This window comes from Micromonospora narathiwatensis, from assembly GCF_900089605.1.
GTDB lineage: Bacteria > Actinomycetota > Actinomycetes > Mycobacteriales > Micromonosporaceae > Micromonospora > Micromonospora narathiwatensis.
Window position 1 is genome coordinate 2,859,963 of sequence record NZ_LT594324.1, and the last position, 25,967, is coordinate 2,885,929.

12 protein-coding genes are annotated in these 25,967 nt (G+C 72.9%); 6 read left to right on the top strand and 6 right to left on the bottom strand.

Annotation, left to right across the window (positions count from 1 at the left end; genetic code table 11):
• Position 1 precedes the first annotated feature (1 nt).
• From GA0070621_RS12440 to GA0070621_RS12460, 5 genes are all read right to left on the bottom strand, one after another.
• Positions 2-4,834 (bottom strand): type I polyketide synthase, encoded by a 4,833-nt coding sequence (locus GA0070621_RS12440; protein ID WP_091194832.1) that lies wholly within the window; start codon positions 4,832-4,834, stop codon positions 2-4.
• Positions 4,831-13,974, bottom strand: coding sequence for an SDR family NAD(P)-dependent oxidoreductase (locus tag GA0070621_RS29945; protein WP_331715208.1), 9,144 nt, complete (start codon positions 13,972-13,974; stop codon positions 4,831-4,833). The genes GA0070621_RS12440 and GA0070621_RS29945 overlap by 4 nt, the downstream gene beginning before the upstream one ends.
• 660 nt (positions 13,975-14,634) lie before the next feature.
• On the bottom strand, positions 14,635-16,245 hold the full coding sequence (locus GA0070621_RS12450) for a flavin monoamine oxidase family protein (protein WP_091194835.1): 1,611 nt from the start codon (positions 16,243-16,245) through the stop codon (positions 14,635-14,637).
• A 121-nt stretch (positions 16,246-16,366) separates the two neighbouring features.
• Positions 16,367-17,344, bottom strand: a complete 978-nt coding sequence (locus tag GA0070621_RS12455; protein ID WP_091194838.1) for an SIS domain-containing protein — start codon at positions 17,342-17,344, stop codon at positions 16,367-16,369.
• A 12-nt stretch (positions 17,345-17,356) separates the two neighbouring features.
• Positions 17,357-18,451: a hypothetical protein gene (locus GA0070621_RS12460; RefSeq protein WP_157739954.1), complete on the bottom strand. Its 1,095-nt coding sequence runs from the start codon at positions 18,449-18,451 to the stop codon at positions 17,357-17,359.
• A gap of 112 nt (positions 18,452-18,563) precedes the next feature.
• Here GA0070621_RS12460 and GA0070621_RS12465 point away from each other — a divergent pair, with 112 nt between their 5' ends.
• Genes GA0070621_RS12465 through GA0070621_RS12480 form a run of 4 tightly spaced genes read left to right on the top strand, consistent with a single transcriptional unit; the run spans position 18,564 to position 22,418 of the window.
• Positions 18,564-19,676, top strand: coding sequence for a polyamine ABC transporter substrate-binding protein (locus tag GA0070621_RS12465; RefSeq protein ID WP_167666842.1), 1,113 nt, complete (start codon positions 18,564-18,566; stop codon positions 19,674-19,676).
• Positions 19,677-20,600 carry an ABC transporter permease gene (locus tag GA0070621_RS12470; RefSeq protein ID WP_091194847.1) on the top strand — a complete coding sequence of 308 codons (924 nt, stop codon included), beginning with the start codon at positions 19,677-19,679 and terminating at the stop codon, positions 20,598-20,600. It begins immediately after the preceding gene.
• Positions 20,593-21,363: an ABC transporter permease gene (locus GA0070621_RS12475; protein WP_091194850.1), complete on the top strand. Its 771-nt coding sequence runs from the start codon at positions 20,593-20,595 to the stop codon at positions 21,361-21,363. The genes GA0070621_RS12470 and GA0070621_RS12475 overlap by 8 nt, the downstream gene beginning before the upstream one ends.
• Positions 21,360-22,418: an ABC transporter ATP-binding protein gene (locus GA0070621_RS12480; protein ID WP_167666843.1), complete on the top strand. Its 1,059-nt coding sequence runs from the start codon at positions 21,360-21,362 to the stop codon at positions 22,416-22,418. Before GA0070621_RS12475 ends, GA0070621_RS12480 begins: the two co-directional genes overlap by 4 nt.
• A gap of 29 nt (positions 22,419-22,447) precedes the next feature.
• Here the strand turns inward: GA0070621_RS12480 and GA0070621_RS12485 are convergent, their stop codons facing one another.
• On the bottom strand, positions 22,448-23,098 hold the full coding sequence (locus GA0070621_RS12485; protein ID WP_091194852.1) for a TetR/AcrR family transcriptional regulator: 651 nt from the start codon (positions 23,096-23,098) through the stop codon (positions 22,448-22,450).
• Between the two features lie 120 nt (positions 23,099-23,218).
• Between GA0070621_RS12485 and GA0070621_RS12490 the strand changes: the two genes are divergently transcribed.
• Together GA0070621_RS12490 and GA0070621_RS12495 are read left to right on the top strand one after the other, a co-directional pair.
• Complete coding sequence (locus tag GA0070621_RS12490) at positions 23,219-24,517, top strand: glycosyltransferase (RefSeq protein ID WP_091194855.1); 1,299 nt, start codon at positions 23,219-23,221, stop codon at positions 24,515-24,517.
• Positions 24,514-25,959 carry an NAD(P)/FAD-dependent oxidoreductase gene (locus GA0070621_RS12495; RefSeq protein ID WP_091194856.1) on the top strand — a complete coding sequence of 482 codons (1,446 nt, stop codon included), beginning with the start codon at positions 24,514-24,516 and terminating at the stop codon, positions 25,957-25,959. The genes GA0070621_RS12490 and GA0070621_RS12495 overlap by 4 nt, the downstream gene beginning before the upstream one ends.
• Positions 25,960-25,967 lie beyond the last annotated feature (8 nt).

The following is a 25,967-nucleotide window of genomic DNA, read 5'->3' on the forward strand; positions in this document are numbered from 1 at the left end:
CTCACCCCTCCTGCTCCAGTGCGGCCCGTGCCTGCTTGTCGGAGAGGCCCTCCAGCTCGGCGAGGAGCTCCAGGGCGACGTCCTCGAAGCGCTCGACCCGGTGGATGCCCGCCGTGTCGGCGGATCCGTCGTCCTCGCCGACCGGCAGCCCGCTGATGATCTGGTCGGTGAGGGTGCGCAGGGTGGCGCCCTCCAGGAAGACCGCGATGGAGAGGGCGACGCCGAGCTGGCGCTCGATCTCGTTCTTCAGCTCCACCGCCATGAGCGAGTCCAGGCCCAGGTCGAACAGCGGCTGGTCCCGGCCGACCGCCTCCGGCCCGGAGCCGAGGGTGGCCGCGACGCTGAGCACCAGCTGCCCGATGAGGGTCTCGGCGCGCCGGTCGGCCGGTAGGGCCAGCAGTTGCGCCCGGCTGGGCAGCAGGCTGGCCCTGGCCCGGCGCCGGGCCGGGCGGGCCGGGCCGTCGCCGCGCAGCAGCGGGGCGAGCAGCGCGGAGCCGGACACCTCCTGGTAGCGGCGGCCCCACTCGGCCCAGTCGACCGGGACCACGGCGATCTGCGCGTCGTCGTGGTGCAGCAGCCGGTGGAAGACCCGCAGCGCCTGGCCGGGCCGCAGGGTGCCCATGCCCTTGCTGAGCCCGGGGTTGGCCTCGGCGCCCCGGTTCGCCAGGCCGACCCCGCCCCAGATGCCCCAGTTGACGCTGAGCCCGGGTAGTCCGGCGGCGCGGCGCCGGGCCGCCAGGGCGTCGAGGAACGCGTTGGCGGCGGCGTATCCGGCCACGAACGGCGAGCTGAGCAGCGAACTGGTCGAGGAGAAGAGGACGAAGAAGTCGAGTTCCCGGTCGGCGAAGAGGCGGTGCAGCACCCAGGCGCCGACCGCCTTGGGCAGCAGGGGCCGTTCCAGGTCGGCCCGGGTCAGTTCCAGCAGCGGCGCGACCTCACCGGTGCCGGCCGCGTGGATGACGCCCCGGATCGCCGGCCAGCCCTCCCGGTCGTAGCGGGTCAGCAGGGCCCGCATGGCGGCCTCGTCGGCGACGTCGGCGGACTCCAGGTGGACGCTGGCGCCGAGCGCCTCCAGCTCCCGTACCGCGGCGACCCGCCGCGCGATCGGGCCGTCGGCGGGCAGGTCGGCCCACTCGGCGCGGGGCGGCATCGTGGTCCGGCCGAGCAGCACCAGCCGGCGGGCGCCGGCGCGCACCATCGACCGGGCCACCTCCAGGCCCAGGCCGCCGAGCCCGCCGGTGATCAGGTAGCCGGCGTCGGGCCGCCACGGCCCCTCGCCGACGCCGACCTCGGGTACCGCCTGGCGGACCAGCCGGGCCACGTAGCGCTGGTCGCCGCGCAGCGCGATCTGGTCCTCGGCGTCCCGCCGGGTCAGCTCGCCGACCAGCCGGTCGGCCAGCGCGGCCGGCGTCGCCCGCGGGTCGAGGTCGATCAGGCCGCCCCAGAGGGCGGAGTGCTCCTGTTGCAGCGACCGGCCCAGGCCCCAGAGGGTCGACTGGGCGACCTCCAGCGACACCGGGCCGCCTGCGGTGTCGGCGGCGCCGGTGGGCTGCACCGCGCCCCGGGTGACCAGCCAGAGCCGGACCGACTCCGGGCCCTGCGCCCGGGCCAGGGCCTGCGCGGCGTACACCGCGCTCAGGCCGCCCCGCTCGTGGGCCCGCAGCAGCGCGGCGGCGTCGGCGGCGCCGGTGCCGGCGTCGACTCCGTCGAGGCTCCACAGGTGCAGCACCTGCAGGTCGGCGCCGTCGAGCCGCAGCTCGTCGAGGAGCCGGCCCAGGTCAGCCGGGCCGTCGATGCGGACCTCGGCCTCGGCGCCGCCGCCGAAGCGGTACGCCGCACCCGGCACCACCCGGACCGCCCGCTCGCCCCGGGCGGCCACCGCGTCGGCGAAACCGGTGCCGATCCCGGCCGCGTCGGCCAGCACCAGCCAGGTCCGGGCCGGTGCCGGCGGCGCGTCCCCGGCCGACGCGGGAGCCTCGGCCGGCTGCCAGTCGAGCCGGTAGAGCAGGTCGTCGTCGGCGTACTCGTCGGCCGGGTCGTCGGTGCCGACGGCGGCGCCGGCCGGGGCCGCGTACCGGTCCCGGTCCGTGCGCCGCCGCTCCTGCCAGCAGTGCGTCTGCTCGAACGGGTACGTCGGCAGCGGCACCCGCGCGCGCCGGTAGTCCCGGTCGAAGCCCGACCAGTCCAGGTCCACCCCGGCGGCGTAGAGCCGGGCCACCGTGTTGAGCAGCACCGCCCAGTCGTCGTGCTTGGGGCGCAGGCTCGGCACCAGCAGCGCCTCCTCCCCCGCCGGCAGGTTGTCGCTGATCATGCCGAGCAGGGTCGGCGCCGGCCCCATCTCGATGAAGGTCCGGTAGCCCAGCTCGCGGAGGGTGTCGATGCTGGCCGCGAAGCGCACCGGTTGACGGGCGTGCCGGCACCAGTAGTCGGCGTCCGGGGCGGTGTCCCAGGGCCACAGCTCGCCGGTCAGGTTGGCGACCAGCGGCACGCGCGGCGGGGTGAAGGACACCGAGTCGGCCGCCTTGCGCAGGCCGGGCAGGATCGGCTCGATCAGCGGGGAGTGCGACGACGTGGTGATGTGCAGCTGCTTGGTCTTCACCTCGCGCCGGTCGAACTCGGCGCAGATCTCGGCCAGCGCCTCCCGCTCCCCCGAGATGGAGGTGGTCCCGGGCCCGTTCACCGCCGCGATGGAGACCCGGTCGGCGTACGGGGCGAGCACGTCGGCGACCTCGGCCTCGGCGGCGAAGACGGCGACCATCGCGCCGTTCTCGGCCAGCTCCCACATCAGCCGGCCACGGTCGACGACCAGCCGCAGCCCGTCCTCCAGGCTCATCATGCCGGCCACGCAGGCGGCCACGTACTCGCCGAAGCTGTGCCCGAGCACCGCCACCGGCTCCACACCCCAGGAGCGCCAGAGCTGGGCCATGGCGTACTGCACGGCGAAGAGCGCCGGCTGCGAGTAGGTGGTCCGGTAGACCAGGTCGGACTCCGGGTCGGCCGGATAGATCACGTCCAGCAGCGGCACCTCCAGCAGCGGCCGCAGAATCTCGTCGCAGCGGTCGATGACCTGCCGGAAGGTGGGCTGGGTCTCGTACAGGGTGCGGGCCATGCCGACCCGCTGCGGACCCTGTCCGGTGAAGAGGAACACCACCTCGTTGCCGCCGGCCGTGCCGACCACCGGCAGGTCGCCGGGAAGCCCGTCGACGTAGTCGGCGAGCTGGTCGGCGACCTCCTGGCGGGAGCCGACGGCGGCCAGCCGGTGCGTGAAGTGGGCCCGGCCGATGCCGGCCGAGTAGCAGATGTCGGCCAGCGGGGTGGCCGGGTCGGCCGCCAGCCGCCGCTGGTAGCGCTTGGCCAGCTCCAGCAGGCCGTTCGGGGTCTTCGCGGACAGCGGCAGCACCGACCGGGGCCGCTCCGCGGCGGGCCCTTCGGGCGCGGCCGGCGGCTCCGGCGCGGCCTGGAGGATCAGGTGCGCGTTGGTGCCGCTGAAGCCGAAGCTGCTCACCCCGGCGATCGGTCGCTCGGCGACCGCCGGCCATTCGCTGAGCGCGGTCGGTACGACGAACGTGGTGCCGGCGAAGGAGATGTGCGGGTTCAGCCCGGTGAAGTGCACGTTCGGCGGGATGGCCCCCTGGTGCAGGGCGAGCACCACCTTGATCAGCCCGGCGATGCCGGAGGCCGCCTCGGCGTGCCCGATGTTGGTCTTCGAGGAGCCCAGGTAGACCGGGGCGCCCTCCTCCCGGCCGTAGACCTCGGCCAGCGCCTCGACCTCGATCGGGTCACCGAGGGTGGTGCCGGTGCCGTGCGCCTCGACGTAGGAGACCTGCTCGGGGGCCACCTCGCTGGCCTCCAGCGCGCGGCGCAGCACGTCCCGCTGGGCCACCCCGTTCGGGGCGGTCACGCCGGAGCTGCGCCCGTCCTGGTTGACCGCGCCGCCCCGGATCACCGCGAGCACCCGGTCGCCGTCGCGGACGGCGTCGGAGAGCCGCTTGAGCACCACGATGCCGCAGCCCTCGCTGCGGACGTAGCCGTTGGCCCGGACGTCGAAGGTCTTGCACCGGCCGTCCGGCGCGACCATCCCGGGGAACTGCGAGAAGGCCACGCTGGGCAGCGGGGACAGCACCACGTTGACCCCGCCGCCGAGGGCCAGGTCGCACTCGCCGGTACGCAGGCTCTGCACCGCCATGTGCACCGACACCAGCGACGAGGAGCAGGCGGTGTCGACCGCCACACTCGGGCCGCGGAAGTCGAAGACGTACGAGATCCGTCCGGTCACCACGCTGTGCGCCGTGCCGGTGCTGGCGTACGCGGTGATGTCCTCCAGGCCGGGGAAGTTCTCGGTGGCGAAGTCGTTGCTGCACACCCCGAGGAACACCCCGGTACGGCTGCCGGCGAGCCCGGTCGGCGCGTGCCCGGCGTTCTCCAGCGCCTCCCAGGAGACCTCCAGGGCGAGCCGCTGCTGCGGATCCATGGCCAGCGCCTCGCGGCGGGAGATGCCGAAGAACTCGTAGTCGAACCGGTCGACCCGGTCCAGGAAGCCGCCCCAGCGGGTGCGCATCTTGCCGGGCTGCTGCGGTTCGGTGTCGTAGAACTCGTCGACCGGCCAGCGGTCGGCCGGGATCTCGTCGACCGCGTCCACCCCGTCCCGCAGGATCCGCCAGTAGCTCTCCGCGTCGACCGCGCCGCCGGGGAGACGCAGCCCCAGGCCGACGACGGCCACCGGCTCGGTACGGGTGCGCTCGTACTCGGCGAGCCGCCGGTGCAGCCGTTCCATCTCCAGATAGGCGCGCTTGAGCGTGGAGGTCGGCGCCTGCGCCTGCTGGCCAGTGGTCATCCCTGACGCCTTTCATCGATCTGGGTGAGCTTGGCCAGCAGGAGCGCCTCGACGTCGTCGTCGGAGAGCTGCTCCAGCTCCGTGGCCAGGTCGTCGTCGGCCGGCGCGGCACCCACTCCGGCGGGTGAACCGCTGCCGGCCCCCGACGTGACGGCGGTGGTGGTCGCCGGGCCGGCTGCCGGGGGCCCGTCGGCGGCGGGTTGGGCCGCGAGCGGGATGTCCATCCGCTCGGCGAGGAACGGAACCAGCGCGTCGATGGTGGGGAACCGCCACGCGATGGTGGCGGAGAGTTCGACGTCCAGGGACGTCTCCAGCCGCTTGCGCAGCTCCAGCGACATCAGCGAGTCGAAACCCATGCTGGCCAGCGGCGCGGTGACGTCGACCCGGGCGACGTCGAGCTTGAGCACCCGGGCCACCTCCCCGGCCACGTGCTGGGTCAGCAGGTTGCGTCGGCGGCGGCCCGGTTCGACGGTGAGCAGCCGCTGGCGTACCTCGCCGGAGCGCTGCCGTTCCGCGGCGGCCGGCGTGCCGTCCGCCGCGACCAGGTCGGCCAGGAGCGCCGGCAGCAGCCCGCCGGTGGCCGCCGCGCGGAGCCGGTCCCGGTCCACGGGCAGGACGGCGGCCTGGGCGGCCGGGGTACGCACCAGCCGGTCCAGCGCCTCGATGCCGTCGCTCGGGTCGATGCTCACGATGCCCTGCCCGGCGAGCTGGCCGCCCCGGTCCGGGCGGGCCGCCAGACCCGCCTCCGACCAGGGACCCCAGTTGACGCTCAGCGCGGCCCGGCCCTGGCCCCGGCGCAGTCGCGCGAGGCTGTCCAGGAAGGCGTTCGCGCTGGCGTAGTTGGCCTGGCCCGGGGAGCCGAGCAGCGCGGCGGCCGAGGAGAAGAGGACGAAGAAGTCCAGGTCCTTGTCGAGGGTGGCCCGGTGCAGGTGCCAGGCGCCGTCCACCTTGGGCGCGGCGACCGCGCGGAACCGGGCCCGGTCGAGCTGGAGCATCAGCCCGTCGTCGAGCACACCGGCGGAGTGCACGATGCCGGCCAGCGGCGGCAGCTCCCGGTCGATCCCGGCCACCACGGCGGCGACCTCGTCGTAGCGGCCGATGTCGGCGTGCCGGACCTGGACGTCGACGCCGCGTCCGCGCAGCTCGTCGAGGATCCGCCCGGCCGCCGCCGAGGGCCGGCTGCGGCCGAGCAGCACCAGGTGCCGGGCGCCGCGGTCGGCGAGCCAGCGGGCGGTACGCAGGCCGAGGGCGCCGAGACCACCGGTGATCAGGTACGTGGCCGCCGGCCGGACGGGGACCTCCCCCGGCGGTACGACCGCCTCCCGCACGTCCGGCCGCAGCACGATCTTGCCGGTGTGCCGGGCCTGCGCCATCTGGCCGAACGCCTGGGCGGCGTCGGTGTAGCCGAAGGTGGTGACCGGCAGGGCGGAGAACTCGCCGTCGGCGAAGCCCCGCCGCACCCCGGCGAGAAGGCGCGCGATCAGCTTCGGCTGCTCGGCGAAGGCGCGTTCCAGGTCGACGGCGAGGAACGACCGGTTGTGCCGGAGCAGCTCCAGGCCAAGGTGGCTGTTGGCGTAGATGTCCTGCTTGCCGATCTCGACGAACCGGCCGTTCGGGGCGAGCACGCGGAGGCTGCGGGTCAGCGCCTCGCCGGTGAGCGAGTTGAGCACGACGTCCACGCCCCGGCCGTCGGTCAGCGCCAGCACCTCGTCGGCGAAGCGCAGCGACCGGGAGTCCATGACGTGCTTGACGCCGAGGCCGCGCAGCAGTTCCCGTTTCTCCTCGCTGCCGGCGGTGGCCAGCACCTCGGCCCCGTTGCGGCGGGCCACCTGGAGGGCGGCCAGCCCGACGCCGCCGGTCGCCGAGTGGATCAGGACGGTGTCGCCCTCGCCGAGGTGGCCCAGGTACTCCAGGCCGTAGAGCACGGTGAGGAAGGCGATGGGGATCGCGGCGGCCTGCTCGTCGGTGAGCCCGTCCGGGACGCCGGCGACCAGCTCGGCCGGCGTGGTGGCGTACGCGGCCATGCTGGACGGGGCGACCGCCATCACCCGGTCGCCGACCCGGTGGCCGGTGACGCCCGCGCCGACCGCGGTGATCCGGCCGGCGCACTCGCCGCCGAGCGGCACGATGCCCGGGGGTACGCCGGGGCAGATCTCCATCGCCTTGAGGACGTCGTTGAAGTTGAGCCCGGCGGCGGTGACCTCGATCTGCACCTGGCCGGGACCGGGCGGGGTCCGTTCCCAGAGCACCGGGGTCAGGCTGCCCAGGTGTCCCCGCAGGGACAGGAGGCGGTGATTGCCGTCGGTCCCGTCGAACGGGTGCGGCCGCAGGTCGGCGTCGGTCGGGGCGGGGGCCCGCCAGGGGGCCAGCCGGGGGGTGTGGCGCCGCCCGGCCCGGAGCGCGACCTGCTCTCCGCCGGCCCGGTGCAGCAGTTCGTCGGCGAGGCCGGCGATGGTGTGCGCCTCGGTGGCCGGGTCGAGGTCGACAATGGTGGGGCGCAGCTCGCCGTGTTCCAGGGTGACCACCCGGGCCAGCCCCCAGAGACCGGCCTGGGCCAGCGCCGGGGTGCCGGGCTCGCCGGCCACCACCTGCGCGCCCCGGGTGACCAGCACCAGCCGGGGCGACCGGCCGGCGGCCCCGGTGAGGGCCTGGACCAGGTGCAGGACGGCGACCGGGCCGAGCAGTTCGATCCGGTCGAGTTCGGCGTCCCGCCCGCCGGCCGGGGTGGCGTCGGTGGCCGGGTCCGCGACGGCCGGCTGGCGTTCTCCCCGAGCGGCGTCGGCGAGGGCATGTTCGGTGAGCGCCGTGTCGAGGCTCCACGCGTGCACCACCCCGGCGCATGGTTCCGGCCGGGCCGCGCGCAGCTCGGTGAGGAGGGTGACGAAGTCCTCCGGACGCGCCGGGTCGATCTCGTACCGGTCCGGGGCCGCCTGCCGGTAGGCGTCGCCGGGGGCGACGGTCACGGTGGCCACGCCCCGGCCGGCCAGCTCGGCGCGGAGTTCGGCGCCGACCGGGTCGGCGTCGGCGAGCAGCAGCCACCAGCCGGCGGCGGCGGTCTCCTCCGGCTGGTCGGCCGTCTCCCGCCAGGAGAGTTCCAGGAGAGACTCGGCGACCCGGTCGGCGGCGGCACCGGCCAGCCGCTGGAGCCTGACCCCGGTGATCTCGCCCGCCGGTGCGCCGGCCGCGTCGTAGAGCACGACCCGGGCGTCGGTGATCTCGGGCGCCCCGACGCTCGCCCCGTCGACCACGGCGTGCGCCCACCTCGGCACCACCCGCTCGGCGGCGAGCCGGAAGCGAGCCACCCCGACCGGCAGGTACGTCCCGGCGTCGGTGCCGTCGCCGGTCAGGGCGGCCGCCAGCACCTGGAGGCAACTGTCCAGCAGCGCCGGGTGGACCAGGTACGGGTCGTGGTCCCCGGTCAGCTCGGCCGGGTCACGCAGCTCGGCGAGCGCCTCGTGCCCGTCCCGCCGGATCGAGCCGACGCCCTGGAAGGCGGGGCCGTAGCGGAGCCCGGAGCGGTCCAGCCGGGCGTAGTGCTCGGCGGCGTCCAGCGGCTGCGCGCAGCGGGCCCGTACCGTGGCCAGCGGCTCGGCGGTCGCGTCCGGCTGGTCGGGGGCACCGGCGCCGTACCGGCCGTGGGCCACCTCGCGCCACGTCCCGTCGGGCTCGGTCGGGCCGCGGCTGTAGATCCGCAGCGCGCCGCCGGCGCCGGTCTCCGGCAGCAGGACGAGTTGGAGGGTGTCCTCCTCGGCCAGTTCGTCCACGACGGTGATCCGGGTCAGCTCGATCCGCTCGACGACGGCGGTCGGGTCGTCCAGCAGTCGCCGGGTGGCCGACAGAGCGGCGTCCAGCAGCAGGCTGGCCGGCAGGACCGGGGTGTCCTCGACCACGTGGTCGCGCAGGTAGCCGAAGCCGGCCAGGTCGATCCGGGCGCTGAAGTGGTGCCCGCCCGGCTCGGCGGCGGAGCGGACGTACGTCTCCAGCACCGGGTGTCCCCGATGGCCGGTACGGCGCGGTCGCGGGTACTCGTCGGTGATCCAGTGCCGGTCCCGTTGCCACGGGTACGCCGGCAGGGCGACCATCGGCACGTCCGGCCCGTGGACGCGGCGCCAGTCGACCGGGTGGCCGGCGGTGTAGAGGCGGCCCAACTCCCCGAGGATGGTGGCGTGGCCGGACTCGTCGCGGCGCAGCGAGCCGACGACGACGCCCTCGCGCTGCTGGCGGGCGATCCGCTCGGTGACCGGGTCGCCGAGCATGGCGTGCGGTGAGATCTCCACGAAGATGTCGTGCCCGGCGTCCACCAGGCCGGTGACGGCGGAGTCGAAGAGGACCGGCTGCCGCAGGTTGGTGGCCCAGTACCCGGCGTCGAGCGCGGTGCCCTCGATCGGGCGGGCGGTGACCGTGGAGATGATCGGCACGGTGGCCGGCCGTGGGGTGAGCCCGTCCAGCAGCGCGCCGAGTTCGGCGCGCAGCGGTTCCATCTGCGGGCTGTGCGAGGCGTAGTCGACCGATTCGAGCAGCCGACAGAAGATCCCCTCGGCCTGGACCGTCTCGGCGAGGGCGGCCAGCGCCGTACCGTCGCCGGAGAGCACGGTGGACTCCGGGCCGTTGCTGGCGGCGACCGAGACGGCGCCCGGTTCGCGCTCGGCGAGCAGCCGCTCGGTCCGGTCCAGCGGAAGCCCGATCACCGCCATCCGTCCGTTGCCGATGGCGGCCCGGATGACCCGGCCGCGCTGCCAGGCGACCCGCATCGCGTCGGGGACGCTGAGCGCGCCGGCGACCTGGGCCGCGGCCACCTCACCGACGGAGTGCCCGACCACGGCGGCCGGCTCGACACCCCAGGAGCGCCACAGCGCGGCGAGGGCGATCTGCACGGCGGTCAGCGTCGGCTGGGCCACCGCCGGGTCGCTGAGCAGTTGCTCGTCGGCCCGGCCGGTGACCAGGTCGAGCAGGGACCAGTCGACGTACTGCCGCAGCGCCCGGGCGCACTGCTCCAGGGCGTCCCGGAAGACCGGTACGGCGAGCAGGTCGTCGGTGAGCGGCCACCAGCGCGGGCCCTGGCCGGAGAACATGAAGACGGGCTTCGGGTGCCGGCCGACCCGCCGGCCGCCCCAGGAGAGTCCGGCCCGTTCCTCGTCCGCCGCGTACGCGGCGAGCGCCTCCCGCAGTTGGTCGGGTGAGTCGCCGACGCAGGCCAGCCGCTGCTCGTGGTGGCTGCGGCGGGTGGCCGCGGCGGCGCAGACGGCGGCGAGCCCGGCGCCGGCGTCCGGCGCGGCCAGCCGGTCGGCGTAGCGGGCGGCCAGCTCGCGCAGCGCCTCGGGGGTACGGGCCGAGATGGCCAGCAGCCGGGCCGCACCCCGCTCGGCCGGCTCCGACCCGTCGGCCGCTGTTCCGTCCGACGCCGGGCCGTGCGCGCCGGTCCGACCGTTGACGTCGATTCGGCCGTTGGCATCGGCCCGGCCATTGACGTCGGCCCGGCCGTTGGTGCCGCTCCGGCCGTTGGTGAGCGGTCCGCCGGTCGCCGCCGCCGCGTCGGACGTCCGGGCGATGCCGGCGGCCCGGGGCGACTCGCCGAGGACCAGGTGCGCGTTGGTGCCACCGAAGCCGAAGCTGCTGACCCCCGCCACGGCCGGGGCGTCCGGGGCGGGCCACGGCTGGCGCCGGTCGGCCACCCGGAGGGCGAGCCGCGCGAACGGGATGTGCGGGTTGGGCTGCTCGTAGTGCAGGCTCGGCGGGATCTCCCGGTGCCGCAGGACCAGCGCGGTCTTGATCAGCCCGGCAATGCCGGCGGCGGCCTCCAGGTGCCCGAGGTTGGACTTGACCGAGCCGACGAGCAGGGGCTGTCGCGGGTCGCGGTCGACGCAGGCCACCGCGGCCAGCGCCTTGGCCTCGATCGGGTCACCGAGGAGGGTGCCGGTGCCGTGCGCCTCGACGTACCCGACCCGCTCCGGCGGTACGCCGGCCCGCTCGTACGCGCTGCGCAGCACCGCTTCCTGGGCGTGCGGGTTCGGCGCCATCAGCCCGTTGGTCCGGCCGTCCTGGTTGACCGCTCCGCCGAGGATCACCCCGTAGATCGGATCGTGGTCGCTGACCGCCCGGGACAGCGGCTTGAGGACGACCACTCCCGCGCCCTCGGCCCGGACGTAGCCGTCGGCGCGGGCGTCGAAGGTCTTGCAGCGCCCGTCGCCGGCCATCGCGCCGGCCTTGCTGAAGTTGATCGCCAGTGCCGGGGAGAGGACCACGTTGACCCCCCCGGCGACGGCCAGCGTGCAGTCGCCCCGGGCCAGGCTGGCCACGGCCTGGTGGACCGCGACCAGTGAGGAGGAGCAGGCGGTGTCGACGGCGATGCTCGGGCCGCGCAGGTCGAACAGGTACGACAGGCGGTTCGCCGCGATGCTGAACGCGTTGCCGGTGCCGGTGTAGGCGTCCACCCGGTCCAGGTCCTGGAAGGTCAGCTGCCCGTAGTCGTTGGTCGCGATGCCGACGAACACGCCGGTGGCGGAGCCGGCCAGGTCCTCGGCGACCACACCGGCGTCCTCCAGCGCCTCCCAGGTCACCTCGGCGAGGAGCCGTTGCTGCGGGTCCATCCGGGCGGCCTCGTGCGCGGAGATGCCGAAGAAGTGCGGGTCGAACTTGTCGATCCGGTCCAGGAAGCCGCCCCACCGGGTGGTGGTCCTGCCGGGTACGGCCGGGTCGTCGGTGTGCAGTTCCTCGACGTCCCACCGGTCGGCGGGCACCTCGCGGATCGCGTCGCGCCCCTCGGTCAGCAGCCGCCAGAAGCTCTCCGGGCCGTCCACGCCACCCGGGAAGCGGCAGCCGATGCCGATGATGGCGACGGGTTCGGGCTGGCCCGCCGTACCCGCGTCACCGGCCCCGCCGGCGGTGGTCGCCGCCGCGCCGGGGCGGACGGCGGCGTCGCCGGCGGTGGTGGTGGCCGGGCCGTCGGAGGCCGGGGTGGCGCCGGAGGCCGGTTCGCTGAGGAACGCGGCGAGCGCGTCGATCGTGGGGTACTCCCAGATCAGGGTCGAGGAGAGTTCCCGGCCGAGCCAGCCCTCCAGCTCCCCGACCAGACCGACCAGGTCGACCGACTGCAGGCCGTAGGTGGCGATGGGCCGGGTCGGGTCGACCGCCCGCGGGCTGACCTTCAGCCGGGCGGCGAGCGTCTCGACGAGACGCCGTTCGACCTCGGCCCGGCCGGGCGTGCCGGCGGGCGCCGGGGGGACGGTCTCCGCCCGGCCGGGACCGGCGGTGACGCGCTCCGGGTCGGCGGCGCTCCAGCTCGCCAGGATCTCCAGGCGACCGGCGAGGTACGACCGGCGGGCGGCGTGCCGCTGGAGCTTGCCGCTGGACGTCTTGGGGATGCTCCCCTGTTTGATCAGGACCACGTCGTACGCCTGGAGACCGTGTTCCTGGGAGACGGCGCCCCGGATCGCCGCGATCAACCGCTCGGCGTCGAACCGGAGCCGGCTGCCGCCGACCTCGTGGATGACGACGAGCTGCTCCTCGCCGTCGACCTCCACCGAGCAGGCCACACCGCAGCCGGGCCGCAGGGTCGGGTCGCTCTGCTCGACCGTGAACTCGATGTCGCTGGGGTAGTGGTTCTTGCCGGCGATGATGATCAGGTCCTTGTGCCGGCCGGTCACGAAGAGTTCCCCGTTGTCGTCGACGAAGCCGAGGTCGCCGGTACGGAGGAAGGGCCCGTCGCCGGTGCCGGCGATCCGTGCCCGGAAGATCTGCTCGCTCTCCTCGGGACGCCGCCAGTAGCCCTGGGCGACGCTCGGGCCGCCGAACCAGATCTCACCGACCCGCCCGGCCGGGAGCCGCTCGCCGGTTGCGGGGTCGACGACGGCCAGCTCGTGGCCGGCGGCGGACGGTCCGCAGCTGACCAGGGTCCGGCTCTCCTCGTCGGGGCCGGCGTCGATCGCCCGGTTGCCGGCGAGGTCGGCGGCGCGCACGCGGCGGATGCCGGGCTCGGCCCCCGCGAGCCCGCCGGCGACGAAGAGGGTCGCCTCGGCCAGTCCGTAGCAGGGGTAGAAGGCACTGCGCCGGAATCCGCTGGGGGCGAACGCCTCCACGAACCGGTCGATGGTCTCGGCCCGGACCGGCTCGGCGCCGCTGAACGCCAGGCGCCAGCTGCTCAGGTCCAGCGCGGCCCGCTGCTCCGGGGTCGTCTTCGCCACGCAGAGCTCGTAACCGAAGTTGGGGCTGCCGCTGAGCGTGCCCCCGTACGTCGAGATGGCCTGCAACCACCGGACGGGTCGCTTGAGGAACGACGTCGGGGACATGAAGGTGGCGGAGAAGCCGGCGTAGAGCGGTTGCAGCATCGAGCCGATCAGCCCCATGTCGTGGTACGGCGGCAGCCAGCTGATCAACCGGGTGTTCTCGACGTCGGTGACGAAGCGCTGGTTGGTCACCTCGAGGTTGGCCAGCAGGTTGCCGTGGCTGAGCACCACGCCCTTCGGCCGGCCCGTCGAGCCGGAGGTGTACTGGAGGAAGGCGATGTCGCCGCCGTCGAGGTCGGGCTCCCGCCACCCCTCGGCGACGGCGTGGTCGATCCGGTCGACGGCCTCCCAGATCAGCGACCCCAGGGCGGGGGCGAGCGCGGTGATCGGGTCGGCCATCGCGATGATCTCGGCCGGGGCCAGCACGATGGCGGGCTGCGCGTCCTCGATCACGCCGATCAGCCGGGGCAGGGTCCGCTTGAGCAGCACCGGGTTCGGCGGATACACCGGTACGGCGATCACCCGGGCGTAGAGGCAGCCCAGGAACGAGGCGAGATAGTCCAGGCCCGGCGGGCAGACGATGAGCGCCCGGTCGCCCTCGTTCACCCGCTCCCGCAGGGTGGCCGCAATGGCCCGTGCCCGCCGGTCCATGTCGGCGTTCGAGATGACCAGTTCGTCATCCTCGCCGTCGACCAGGAACCGATACGTCGACGCCTCCGGATGTCCCAGAAGAACAGCCCGAAACTGGTCGACGAGTGTGCGTGGCTTTCGGGAGCGGCCGGTGGACCCGGCCGGTCGCCCCACCGGGCCAACCTGGCTCTCATGTACGTCGTCTCGCCCTGGGACCGACATGCTCACAATCCGGTTCCTTCTGACGTCTGCTCCACGGATCAGCGGGGTCCGGGCGGGCGAAGACATTGCTCCACAATCACGCCCCGGTAAGGTCGCGAAAAGCCGCACACGAATTCCACGACGTGTTTTGCATTCACCCCCGCCGATGATCCTTTCGATCGCGACGCCAGCATGGCAGCGCCACCAGTCCAATGTCAACGATTGCTGGTCGACTCCGATGAAACCCCTTGTGAACAGCAGCTTCAGCCCACCCCTAGCGACCGACGGGGGCACCCCTACCCACCATTAAGCTGACCCCTGACCGGGATCGAACCAAGCCTCCACTAAGGAGGGAGTCGGGCGATCCGCCGCGGTGCGAGATTCGTCGCACAATGGCTGACCCCACACACTCCCGGTCGCACCACGACGTCGTCGGCAATTATGGGAATTCGGAATGAAATCTGGCGCTCGACCGGCACGGCCACGGGGCGACGTCCGCCGCGTCGTTTCGGCGAATGATGGAAGCGCGCCCATTGACAGAAACAGCAGGTCGGCATGACGGGCACGGCCGGTGGGTGGATGCGGTATGCCGGGTCGACACGACGACATCGGCGGCGCCGGAGGGTGAACCGAATCGGCCGGGCGCACGATGTCGCCGGCGAAAAGGAATGGTGCTGCCTCACACCCCGGGACCGCGCCCGGATGAGGCAGCACCATCGCACACGTTGCCGTTGAGACCCCGGTCGGCTACGGCCCCGCGACCTCCTTGGCGGCGCGCTCGCCGGATTCGACCGCCCCGTTGAGGTAGCCGAAGTACTCCACCGAGGTGTGCTCGCCGGCGAAGTGGACGTTGCCCTCGCGGGTGGCCTCGACGCCGAAGAAGCGGGTGGACTGGCCCGGCTTGAGGGACGAGTAGGCGCCCTTCGACCAGGGGTTGAGCGGCCAGGCGTCCCGGTACGCCCGGCCGTTGTAGGCGGCGGTGATGCCCGGGTAGATCGGCTCCAGCTGGTTCAGGAACGACGTGACCTGGGCGGCCGGTGCCGCGCCGAACGCCGCGCCGGTCCACGCCCTGGTCTGGCTGCCGCCGGGGAACTCGCAGAGCACGCCGGTGGTGGTCGACTGGTTGACCGCGTCGTCCCAGGCACACTGGAAGCCGGTGACGTTGGTGTAGGTGGAGCCGCCGTAGCCCTGCGCGACCCAGGGTCGGCTGGTGAACTGGACGTGGAGCTTCGCGTTGCTGCCCAGGTCGAACTCGTTGACGGAACGCATCTTCACCGTCGAGAACCCGGCCCTGGACAGGTCACACTCGCGCAGCGTGGTGAACGGCAGTGCGAGGATGACCTTGTCGGAGGTCACGTCCGTGTACGTGGTGCCGGTCTGGAAGGTGCAGGTCACCGAACCGTTGGCGTTGGCCTTGACCGCCACCAGCTTACGGTCCAGCGTCACGGTGCCCGCCGGCAGCTGGGCGACCATGGCGGTCAGCAGCTGGTCGTTGCCGCCGATGATCGTGTACTTCTCGTCGCCGCCGGTGAGCGGGGCCAGCGAGTTCGGCCCGTTCCAGCCGAGCAGGTAGATCAGGTTGAGCGCCGACTGCTGGTCCGGGTCCATGCCGTACTCGGCGACGACGTTGCTCTGCATCAGCTTCGCGAAGCGGCTGGAAAGCCCTCCGGGGATGTTCGCGTCCAGCCACTGGTTGACGGTCTGATTGTCCAGTTGCAGCCCCGCGGCGGTGTAGCTGTCGTATCGCTGCGGGTAGGGAGCGGCCTGCACGGCCGACTTGAACGCCTGGTAGACCTGACCCCAGTCGGCGTTCGCCGCGCTGTAGGGATAGTTTGCGCCGTCGATCCAGTACTTGTCCCCGCCGGGCGGCTGGTTGCCGCCGTTCACCAGGCGCAGGCTGAGGCCGAGGTTGTTGGCGAGGCTGCGGATCGTGTTGTGCTCGGTGTTGATGAACGCGCCGCCGTGCTCGACGACGACCCCGTCGTCGAAGAAGCCGCGCAGGGTGTGGCAACGGCCACCGATCCGGGAGCTGCCCTCGTAGACGGCGGCCCGGATCCCCTTGACCTTGTAAAGCCAGTGGGCGGCGCGGATGCCGGCGAGCCCCGCCCCCACGATGGTCACCGACGGTGGCGGGGCGGGTGCGGCGGCGGCCGCGGCGGGCCGGGGCAGGCCGGCGGCCGAGGCGACGGCGGCCGCGCCGACGACCGCGGCGCCGCCGAGCAGCCTGCGCCGGGACAGCCCGGCGGCGCGCATCTCGATGACCTCGTCGACCGGGATCCCGGTCCGTTCGGATTCGGCGTGCGCGGCGAACGTCGCACGCAGTTGGCTGGTGAGTTGTGTTCGACCCCTGGAACCCATGGCTGACCTCCGGTCGCGAACGCCTGAGCTGGCGTGACCGACATTTAAAGGCCGATTCAGTTAGGTAGTCAAGAACTTCACTGGCCAGTCAGGGGGTTTGCTGTTGAAGCTGACCTCTGATTCAGGAACGGGACCACCAGCGGGCGGCCACGAGTTCGGCGACCAGGGTCTCGGTGAGCAGTCGTACCCCCGGGTCGTCGTCGCCGTGGTAGCGGATCACCGCCGCGGCGCCGGCCACCTCCGCGCCGACCGCGAGCACGGTCGACCTCCGCTGCCGCAGCCAGTCCAACGCCGGCGCGTCGTACCGGGAGCCGGGGAAGAGCAGCGCCCGGTAGTCGAGCGTCTTGGTGAGGTAGACGTCGACGTGCGACCAGTCACCGGTCTCGCATCCGACGGCGGGCCGGCGGGGGCCCTCGCGGACCATCAACGCCGACTGCATCGCGGAGGAGAGCCGCTCGACCGGTGCGAGGGCGTGGACGCCGTGCGGGCCGTCCAGGAGCGCGTCGGCCGCGGTCAGCCACTCGTCGCGGCGGGCGAGCAGGTCCTCGGAGGCGTCGGCGGCGCGCCGGGCGAGGCCGGCGACATCCGGCCGCCCGAGGTCCGCGGCGGCGGTCCGCGTACTCAGCCGGGCCGCCAGGTCCAGCAGCAGGACCAGGGTGTGCTGGAAGGTCCGGCAGGCCACCCCGCCGGTCTCGGCGCCGGCGTGCATCGGTACGACGAGGTCGGCGACGTCGGCCAGCGGCGAGTCCGGCGCGTTCGTCAGGGCGACTAGGCGGCCCGACCCCTGGTAGCGGTCGGCGGCGTCGAGGGTCTCCTGGCTGGTCCCGCTGGCCGAGATGGCGACCACCAGGGTGCGCGGTCCCGGTGGGCAGGTGGCGGCGGCCGAGGCGTACTCGGCAATCGCGTCGACGCCGGCGGCGCGCAGCCGCAGCGCGGCCATCTCCGCCGCGTAGCGCGAGCTGCCCATGCCGAGCAGGAGCACTCGATCAACCGGGTCGGGCAGCCCGTGCCACACGTCGCCGTCGGCGAGCGTCGCGGCCAGGCGGCGCAGCGACTCCGGCTTGGCTTCCAGGTCGGCCAGGAACAGGCGCGGGTCCATCGGCTCCTCGTTCTAGTCGTACCAGCGGCGCAGCACACCCATCGGGGCGTACCGCCAGCGGGGCAGGAAACGGGCGGCGTAGCACAGCTCGCGGCACTCCTGCTCGACCTCGAACGGCCGCAGCAGTCGCGCGTCGAAGAGGTACGCCATGCCGCGCTCGTCCAGGGTGCGCAGGTAGGTCGCGAGAAGCTCGTCGACCGCCCGCCGACACCAGTCGGTCACGGCCGACCGGTGTCGGCCCCCGGTACGCCGGTTGGCGATCTCCCCGACGTGCAACAGGCTGGTACGCAGCTGCGCCACGTCCCGCGCGGTCGGTTCGGTGAGGGTGCCGCCAGGGGTGTCGAGGGTCGGGTTCCCGTCGAAGTCCGTCACGGCGAGCCCGCCGCGCCACCGCAGGACCTGCCCGACGTGCAGGTCACCGTGCGGCTGGATCACGTACGTCCGGTCCACCTGGCGGGAAGGCTCGATGTCGGCGGCGAGCCGGGGCACCCGCGCGGCGAACCAGCGGGCCTCCTCGTCGTCGACGGCCGCGACGAGCCGCCGTGCCTGGTCGAGGACGGCCAGGCCGCCGGCCGCCCAGTCCCGGTCGCTGACCGCGACGGGCGCCGGGACGGTCTCGGACGGCGTGGCCAGGGCGCAGTGCAGCTCCGCGGCCAGTACCCCCAGGTCGCCGGCCAGGTCGGCCGGCGGCCCCCCGTCGAGCTGGTCGAGCAGGGCGTCGACGCACCAGTCCCAGCCGTCGGCGGCGTCGGGCAGGAAACCGGTCACCACCGCCACCAGACCGCCCGCCGCCGCGTCACGGTAGACGGCCGCGTACGGCGTCGGCGTGCGGGCGAAGCCGGCGGCCGTCAGATGCGCCAGCAGGTCGGGGGCCCGGCCCGGCGAACCGTCACCGGTCACGGGCCGCATCCATTTCACCACCACGCGCTCGCCCACCACGACCGAGGTGTTCGTCTGGTCGACGGTGATCAACCGTTCCCCGAGGGGGCCCGGGGCGAGCGGGACGAATCGGCGCACCCGCAGACCGGTCACCGCGCCACCGGTGGCGATGGCGTCGACGAGCGCGGCGGAGGCACCGGGCGGGACCTGAGCGTCTGTTGAATCCAAGTTCAGTTTCCGACGTAAAAACTCAGCTACAAAAGGCGGCATGAGTCTTGCGCACGTTGACGCTCGTTGCAACACTCCGGTTCACTGTCTCGACTCCCGACAGGAGCGGCGAGTGTTGCTGTTGAGAAGAGCCCGGCGTACGGCCGTCCCGGCGGCCCTCGCCGCGGGCCTCGTGCTCGCCCTGGCGGCGTGCGGCGGTGGCGCCGACACCGCCGGCGGATCGAGCGCGGACACCCTCGACCCGAACGCCGACCTGAGCAAGCAGAAGCTCACGGTCTCCAACTGGGACGGCTACATGCCGGAGGACCTGCCCGCGAAGTTCAAGGCGGCGAAGGGATCCGCGGTCACCGTCACCAAGCACGCCACCAACGAAGAGATCATGGCGAAGCTGACCGCGGGCGGGGACAGCGGCATCGACGTCGCGTTCGTCTCCGGCCAGTTCGCCCAGGCGCTCGCCGAGCAGGGTCTGGTCGAGCCGATCCACGCCGATCTCGTGCCCAACCTCAAGAACCTCTACCCGGAGGCCGGGCAACTGGCCTACGACAAGGGCAACAAGTACTCCGTGCCGTACACCTGGGGCACGACCGGCCTGTGCTACCGCACGGACCTGACCGGCTACACCCCGGACAGCTGGGAGGACCTGCTCTCGCCGAAACCGCAGCTCGCCAAGAAGGTGACCATGATGGCCACCGAGCGATGGCTCATGCTCCCGGCGCAGAAGTCCCTCGGCTTCTCGGCGAACACCACCGACGCGGAGCAGCTGGAGCAGGTGAAGCAGAAGCTGCTCGCGGCGAAGAAGACGCTGCTGGCCTACGACGACACCACCTTCGGCGACCGGCTCAAGTCCGGCGAGGCCGCCCTGGTCGAGGCCTGGGACGGCTGGTGCCCCACCGACGACCCGAGGATCAAGTTCGTGGTGCCGAAGGAGGGCAGCGACCTCTGGGTGGACACCATGGTCGTGCTGAAGACGTCGAAGAACAAGGAGGCGGCGCACGCCTTCATCAACTACATCCTCGACCCCGACAACCACTCCTGGGCCGCCGCGAACATCCTCTACAAGGTGCCGAACGGCGCCGCCATGGCCAAGGTCGACGCCAAGCTGCTGGAGACCCATCCGCAGCTGAGGACGGCCCCGGCAGACCTGTTGAAGGGCGAGGTTCCGGTCGACCTGGGTGACGCCGCTCCGGTTTACACCCGGATCGCGACCGAGGTCTCGGCCAGCTAGATGAGCTCCACTCTCGCCCCTCAACGCGCCGCCCGCGCGGACGTCGGTCCACGCGGGCGGCGCGCGGCCCGACGTGAGCGGCTGCTCGGGCGGATGGCCACGCTCGGGCCCGGGCTGGGCTACCTGATCGTCTTCATGCTGGTGCCGCTCGCGCTCGTGCTCAGCTACACGCTGTTCCACCGGGGTCGCTTCGGCGGGATCGTCTACGAGGCCTCGGCGGAGAACTTCACCCGGGTCGCCGACGGTCTCTACCTCAACGTCGTCTGGACCTCGGTGAAGCTGGCCGGGCTCACCACGCTGTTGGCGCTGCTGCTCGGCTATCCGACCGCGTACCTCATCGCCCGGCTCCCCCGCCGCTGGCGCACCGTCGCGCTCGTCCTCGTGGTGCTGCCGTTCTGGACCAACTTCCTCATCCGCACCTACGCGTGGATCATCCTGCTCAACAGCGAGGGCGTGATCAACCGGACGCTGACCGGGATCGGGATCATCGACCGGCCGCTGGAACTGCTCTACACCCCGGGCGCCGTCGTCGGTGGCCTGCTCTACGCGTACCTGCCGCTGATGATCCTGCCGCTGTACTCGGCGATCGAACGCCTCGACCCGCAGCTCCGCGAGGCGTCGGCCAACCTGGGCGCCCGACCGGCCCGGACCTTCTGGTCGGTGACCCTGCCACTGACCCTGCCCGGCGTGCTGACCGGCTGCGTCTTCGTGTTCGTACCCAGCCTCGGCAACTTCGTCGTCCCCGAGCTGCTCGGCGGCGGTCGGACGGTGCTGGTCGGCAACCTGATCCGCGACCAGTTCCTCAAGGCGCGGGACTGGCCGTTCGGGTCGACCCTCGCGCTCATCGTGATCGCCCTGCTCGTGCTGCTGCTCATGGCGCAGGCCTGGGCGGCCCGACGACTGGCGGGCGGCAACCGTGCGTAGATTCAGTTGGCTCCACGTCCCGGCGGGCCTGACGTACCTCTTCCTCTACCTGCCGATCGTGGTCCTCGTGATCATGTCCTTCAACGCCGCCGACACCCCGTACCGGTGGGACGGGTTCGACACCGCCTGGTACGGGCGGCTGTTCGCCGACCGGGCGGTACGCGAGGGCCTCGTCAACACGCTGATCGTCGCGACCGGTGCCACCGCCCTGTCGACGGTGCTCGGCACCCTGCTCGCCGTCGGTCTCGCCCGGTACACGAGGTCGAAGCTGCTCGACGCGATCGCGGTGGCGCCCGCCGTGCTGCCCGACATCGTGCTCGCCATCGGCCTGCTCGCCTTCTACACCGCGGTTCAGTTCACGCTCGGCCTGCACTCGATCCTGCTGGCGCACACGGTGTTCGGCACGGCCTTCGTCGCGGCCGTGGTACGCACCCGGCTGGCCCACGTCGACGGCTCCCTGGAGGAGGCCTCCCGCGATCTGGGCGCCACGGCGGTGCAGACCTTCGTCCGGATCACGCTCCCGTCGCTCGCCCCGGGCATCGTCGCCGGCGCGCTGCTGGCCTTCTCCCTGTCCCTCGACGAGTTCGTCATCGCCTTCTTCACCGCCGGCCCGCAGGACCCGACGCTGCCCATCGTGATCTATTCGATGGTGCGGTTCGGCGTCACCCCCGAGATCAACGCCCTGGCCACGCTGCTGCTGGCGGTCAGCTTCACGTTCGTCATCCTGGCCCAGCGCCTGTCCCGCCTGACGGAGTCACTGTGAGCAATCCCCCGGTCAGCGAACCGCTGGTCAGCATTCAGGGCGTCAGCCGGCGCTTCGGCGACATCCGCGCCCTGGAACAGGTGAGCCTCGACATCCGCCAGGGCGAGTTCTTCGCCCTGCTGGGTCCGAGCGGCTGCGGCAAGACGACGCTGCTGCGGATCCTCGCCGGCTTCGAGCACCCGGACAGCGGCTCGGTCACCCTCGACGGCGCCGACCTGCTCGCCGTTCCCCCGCACCGGCGACCGGTCAACCTGATGTTCCAGTCCTACGCGCTGTTCCCACACATGAGCGTGGCCAAGAACATCGCGTACGGGCTGGAACGCGAGCGGGTGCCGAAACGGGAGATCCGCGAACGGGTGGACGAGGTGCTCGCCACCGTCGGGCTCACCGGCCTGGCCCGCCGCCGGCCGCACCAGCTCTCCGGTGGCCAGCGGCAGCGCGTCGCGCTGGCCCGGGCGATCGTGAAGCGCCCCCGGCTGCTGCTGCTCGACGAGCCGCTGTCCGCGCTGGACAAGAAGGTACGCGCCGAGATGCAACTGGAGCTCAAGCGGTTGCAGCACGAGGTCGGCATCACCTTCGTGGTCGTCACCCACGATCAGGAGGAGGCGATGTCGCTGGCCGACCGGATCGCCGTGCTGAGCGAGGGCCGGGTGCGCCAGGTCGACGCCCCGGTGCCCCTCTACGAACGGCCCGCCGACCTGTTCGTGGCGGACTTCGTCGGAGCCAACAACCTGATCACCGGCGTGGTCACCACGGACGGCCTGCGGGTGCCCGGGGTCGGCGTACTGCCCTGTCCCGCCTCTCCGGACGCCGTCGGGGACACCGCGACCCTGGCGGTCCGTCCCGAGCGGGTCCGGCTGGGCGCCGACGGCGGCCTGGTCGGGGTGGTGCGGGACGTGACCTTCTTCGGCGGGACCACCCGGGTGGCGGTGGACGTGGCCGGGCTCGATCGACCGCTGCTCGCCACGGTCGCCGGCGCGGCCGTCGTGAGGCTCGGCGAGAAGACCCGGGTGGACTGGTCGGGCGCCGAAGCGGTGCTGCTCGGCCCGGTCTGACCACCGGTGCCGCGCCCGCCCCGGCCGCGCTACGTCGTAGCCTTGCGGGCGCGCGGCGGCTTGGCCGGCTCCTCCGGTACGTCCAGCGGATTGCCGGTGACCAGCCGGGCGTACGACAGGATCAGCTCGACGGCCTCGGCGGCGTGCAGGGTCGGGTGCCGGGCGACGATCCGGTAGCCGTACGCGTCCTCCAGCGCCACCAGGTTGCGGGCGATGGTCTGCGAGTCGGCCGCGAGGGTGAACGCGCTCTGGGCCGCGCCGAGTTCGAGGATCATCTGGTACATGGAGACCTGCCGGTCGTAGAGCGTGGTCAGCAGGGCGGCGTAGACCCGGTTGCGGCCGGCCGCCCCGCCGAGTTCGCAGAGCAGGCGCACGTCGGCGTCCTCGGCGTCGGTGGGCAGGCCGGAGCGGATGGTCACCACGAGCTTGCGTACCGGGTCGGAGATGTCGGCGATCTTCTTCACCCGCAGCTCGTAGAAGCGCTCCATGCCGGCGTGGTGCGCCTCGAGCAGCAGGTCCCGCAGGTCCGGATAGTGGTAGAGGACCGCGCCGGAGGTGAGGCCCGCCTGCTCGGCCACCTGGTTGAGCAGCACCGTGTCGGTCCCGTGCTGGAGCATTGCCCGGCGCGCGGCCTCGATGAGGTCCTGCCGGCGCTGGGCGCGGGACTTGCGGGTTTTCATGTGGCACCCGATCCGAAGTACGACGTCAACACTCTCCCCAACACCATAGTGCCTGCGTATTGACTGCCGAGCGAGGACCTTGTTGAATTTCGATTCAACAGTCACCCCTCTGGAGATGCGATGTCTCAGCTGACGGTCCTGTTCATGCCCGAGAGCGCGTACGGCCCCACGAACAACTGCATCGGCATCGGCGACGTGCTGCGCCGACGCGGGCACCGGGTGGTGTTCGCGGCCGAGGCGTCGTGGCGGGGCAAGCTGACCGCGCTCGGGTTCGAGGAAGACCTCGTCGACCTCGCCCCGCCGCCGGAGAACGTCGAGGAACAGGACGCCGGCCAGTTCTGGAAGGACTTCATCCGCGACACCGCGCCAGAGTTCCGCAAGCCGACGATCGAGCAGCTGGAGACCTGGGTCAAGCCGGTGTGGGTCGAGCTCATCAACGGCGCCCGGTACTGCCAGCCCCGGCTGCTGGAGATCATCGACCGGGTACGACCGGACGTCGTCGTCGAGGACAACGTGGTCGCCTTCCCGGCGCTCAACACGGCCGGTGTGCCCTTCGTCCGGATCGTCTCCTGCAACCCGCTGGAGATGAAGGGACAGGACATCGCTCCCGTCTTCTCCGGATACCCGGCCGCGGACCGGTCCGGCTGGGCGGCGTTCCGGGCCGAGTACGACCGGGTGCACCGTCCGGTGTGGGAGGAGTTCGACGCCTGGGTCCGCGAGCAGGGCGCGCCGGGCCTGCCCGAGCTGGAGTTCATCCACGAGGGCGACCTCAACCTCTACGTCTACCCGGGCGTCGCCGACTACGCCGACGCCCGGCCGCTCGGCCCGACCTGGCAACGCCTGGAGTCGTCGGTACGCGAGACCGACGACGAGTTCACCATGCCGGCCGAACTCGCCGACCGGGACGGCGCGCTGATCTACTTCAGCCTCGGTTCGCTCGGCTCCGCCGACGTCGAGCTGATGCGACGGGTGATCGACTCGTTGGCGAAGACGCCGCACCGGTACATCGTCTCCAAGGGTCCGCTGCACGCCGAGATCGAGCTGGCGGAGAACATGTGGGGCGCCGAGTTCCTGCCGCAGACGAAGATCATTCCTCGGGCCGACCTGGTCATCACCCACGGCGGGAACAACACCACGACCGAGGCGTTCCACTTCGGAAAGCCGATGATCGTGCTGCCGCTCTTCTGGGACCAGTACGACAACGCCCAGCGGGTCGACGAACTCGGCTTCGGGGTGCGCCTCGACCCGTACCGGTTCACCGACGAGCAGTTGCACGGGGCGATCAAGCGCCTGCTGGCCGACGAGGACCTGCGCGGCCGGCTCGCGGCGCACGGCGCGGCGATCCGGGCCGCCGACGGCCTGCGGCAGGCGGCCGACGCGATCGAACGGTTGGGCATCACGGCCGGGACTCCTCGTTGACGAACTGGTACGCCCCAGCGGCCCGGAACGGCTCGGGCGCGGCGTCGGCGAGGGCGGAACGGGCCCTCGCCGACGCGGCACCCACCATCTTCTGGACCGACCGTCCCGATCGGCCGCCGCCGCGGCCACGGCTGACCGGCGCGCACACCACCGACCTGGTGGTGATCGGCGGCGGGTTCACCGGCCTGTGGGCCGCCATCCTGGCCAAGCAGGACAACCCCGCCGCCGACGTGGTGCTGGTGGAGGGCGAGCGGGTCGCCTTCGGCGCGTCCGGCCGCAACGGCGGGTTCGTCGCCGACTCACTCACCCACGGCCTCTCCCACGGCACGTCGCAGTGGCCGACCGAGACGGCGGCGCTCGTCCGCCTCGGTCGGGAGAACCTCGCCGCGATCGCCGAGACCGTGCGGCGGTTCGGTATCGACGCGGGCCTGCGGCTGTGCGGCAAGACCACCGTGGCGGTCGCCCCGCACCAGGTGGCCGAGCTCGCCGCCCTGGCCGAACTGCACCGGGCGTACGGCGACGACGTGACGCTGCTCGACGCCGAGCAGGTACGCGCCGACGTGCCCTCTCCCCTGTATCTCGCGGGCGTACGGCTGCGCGGCACCGGCGGCCTGGTCGACCCCGCCCGACTGGCCTGGGGCCTGGCGAGCGTGGCCGAGTCGCTCGGCGTGACCATCCACGAGGACACCCGGGTCACCGGCCTCGACCGGTCCGGGGGCGGCGTCGTGGTGCGCACGGCCGCCGGACGGATCAGCGCCCGGCGGGTGGTCATCGGCACCAACGCCTATCCCCCGCCGCTGCGGCGGTTGCGGCACTGGATTCTGCCGGTCTACGACTACGTCCTGGTCACCGAACCGCTCGACGACGCCCGGCGGGCCGAGCTGCGGTGGCCCGAGGCGCAGGGCGTCACCGACGCCGGGAACCAGTTCCACTACTACCGCCTCACCGACGACAACCGGATCCTGTTCGGCGGCTACGACGCCATCTACCGGTTCGGCAACCGGGTGGACGCGGCACTGGACCAGCGCGACGCCACCCACCGGCTACTGGCCCGGCATTTCGCGCAGACGTTCCCGCAGCTCGACGGGCTCCGGTTCACCCACCGTTGGGGCGGGGTGATCGACTCCACCACCCGGTTCACCCCGATGTTCGGCACCACCCGCGACCGGCGGATCGCGTACGCGGTCGGCTACACGGGTCTCGGCGTGGCCGCGTCCCGTTTCGGCGCGCGGGTGGCGCTGGACCTGCTCGCCGGGCGGGAGACCGAACGGACCCGGCTGCGGATGGTACGGCGGCGGCCGGTGCCCTTCCCGCCGGAGCCGCTGCGCTATCCGGTGGTGGAGATGACCCGCCGCGCGCTCGCCGCCGCGGACGCGCGTGACGGGCGCCGGGGGCCGTGGTTGCGGCTCCTGGACCGATTCGGTGTCGGTTTCGACAGCTGAGGAGCGAC

What these genes read in the sequence shown, in the direction of transcription:
- GA0070621_RS12450 (WP_091194835.1), bottom strand. Translation starts at nt 16,245, where the DNA reads ATGGGTTCCAGGGGTCGAACACAACTCACCAGCCAACTGCGTGCGACG.
- GA0070621_RS12485 (WP_091194852.1), bottom strand. Translation starts at nt 23,098, where the DNA reads ATGAAAACCCGCAAGTCCCGCGCCCAGCGCCGGCAGGACCTCATCGAG.
- GA0070621_RS12455 (WP_091194838.1), bottom strand. Translation starts at nt 17,344, where the DNA reads ATGGACCCGCGCCTGTTCCTGGCCGACCTGGAAGCCAAGCCGGAGTCG.
- GA0070621_RS12440 (WP_091194832.1), bottom strand. Translation starts at nt 4,834, where the DNA reads ATGACCACTGGCCAGCAGGCGCAGGCGCCGACCTCCACGCTCAAGCGC.
- GA0070621_RS12470 (WP_091194847.1), top strand. Translation starts at nt 19,677, where the DNA reads ATGAGCTCCACTCTCGCCCCTCAACGCGCCGCCCGCGCGGACGTCGGT.
- GA0070621_RS29945 (WP_331715208.1), bottom strand. Translation starts at nt 13,974, where the DNA reads ATGTCTTCGCCCGCCCGGACCCCGCTGATCCGTGGAGCAGACGTCAGA.
- GA0070621_RS12490 (WP_091194855.1), top strand. Translation starts at nt 23,219, where the DNA reads ATGTCTCAGCTGACGGTCCTGTTCATGCCCGAGAGCGCGTACGGCCCC.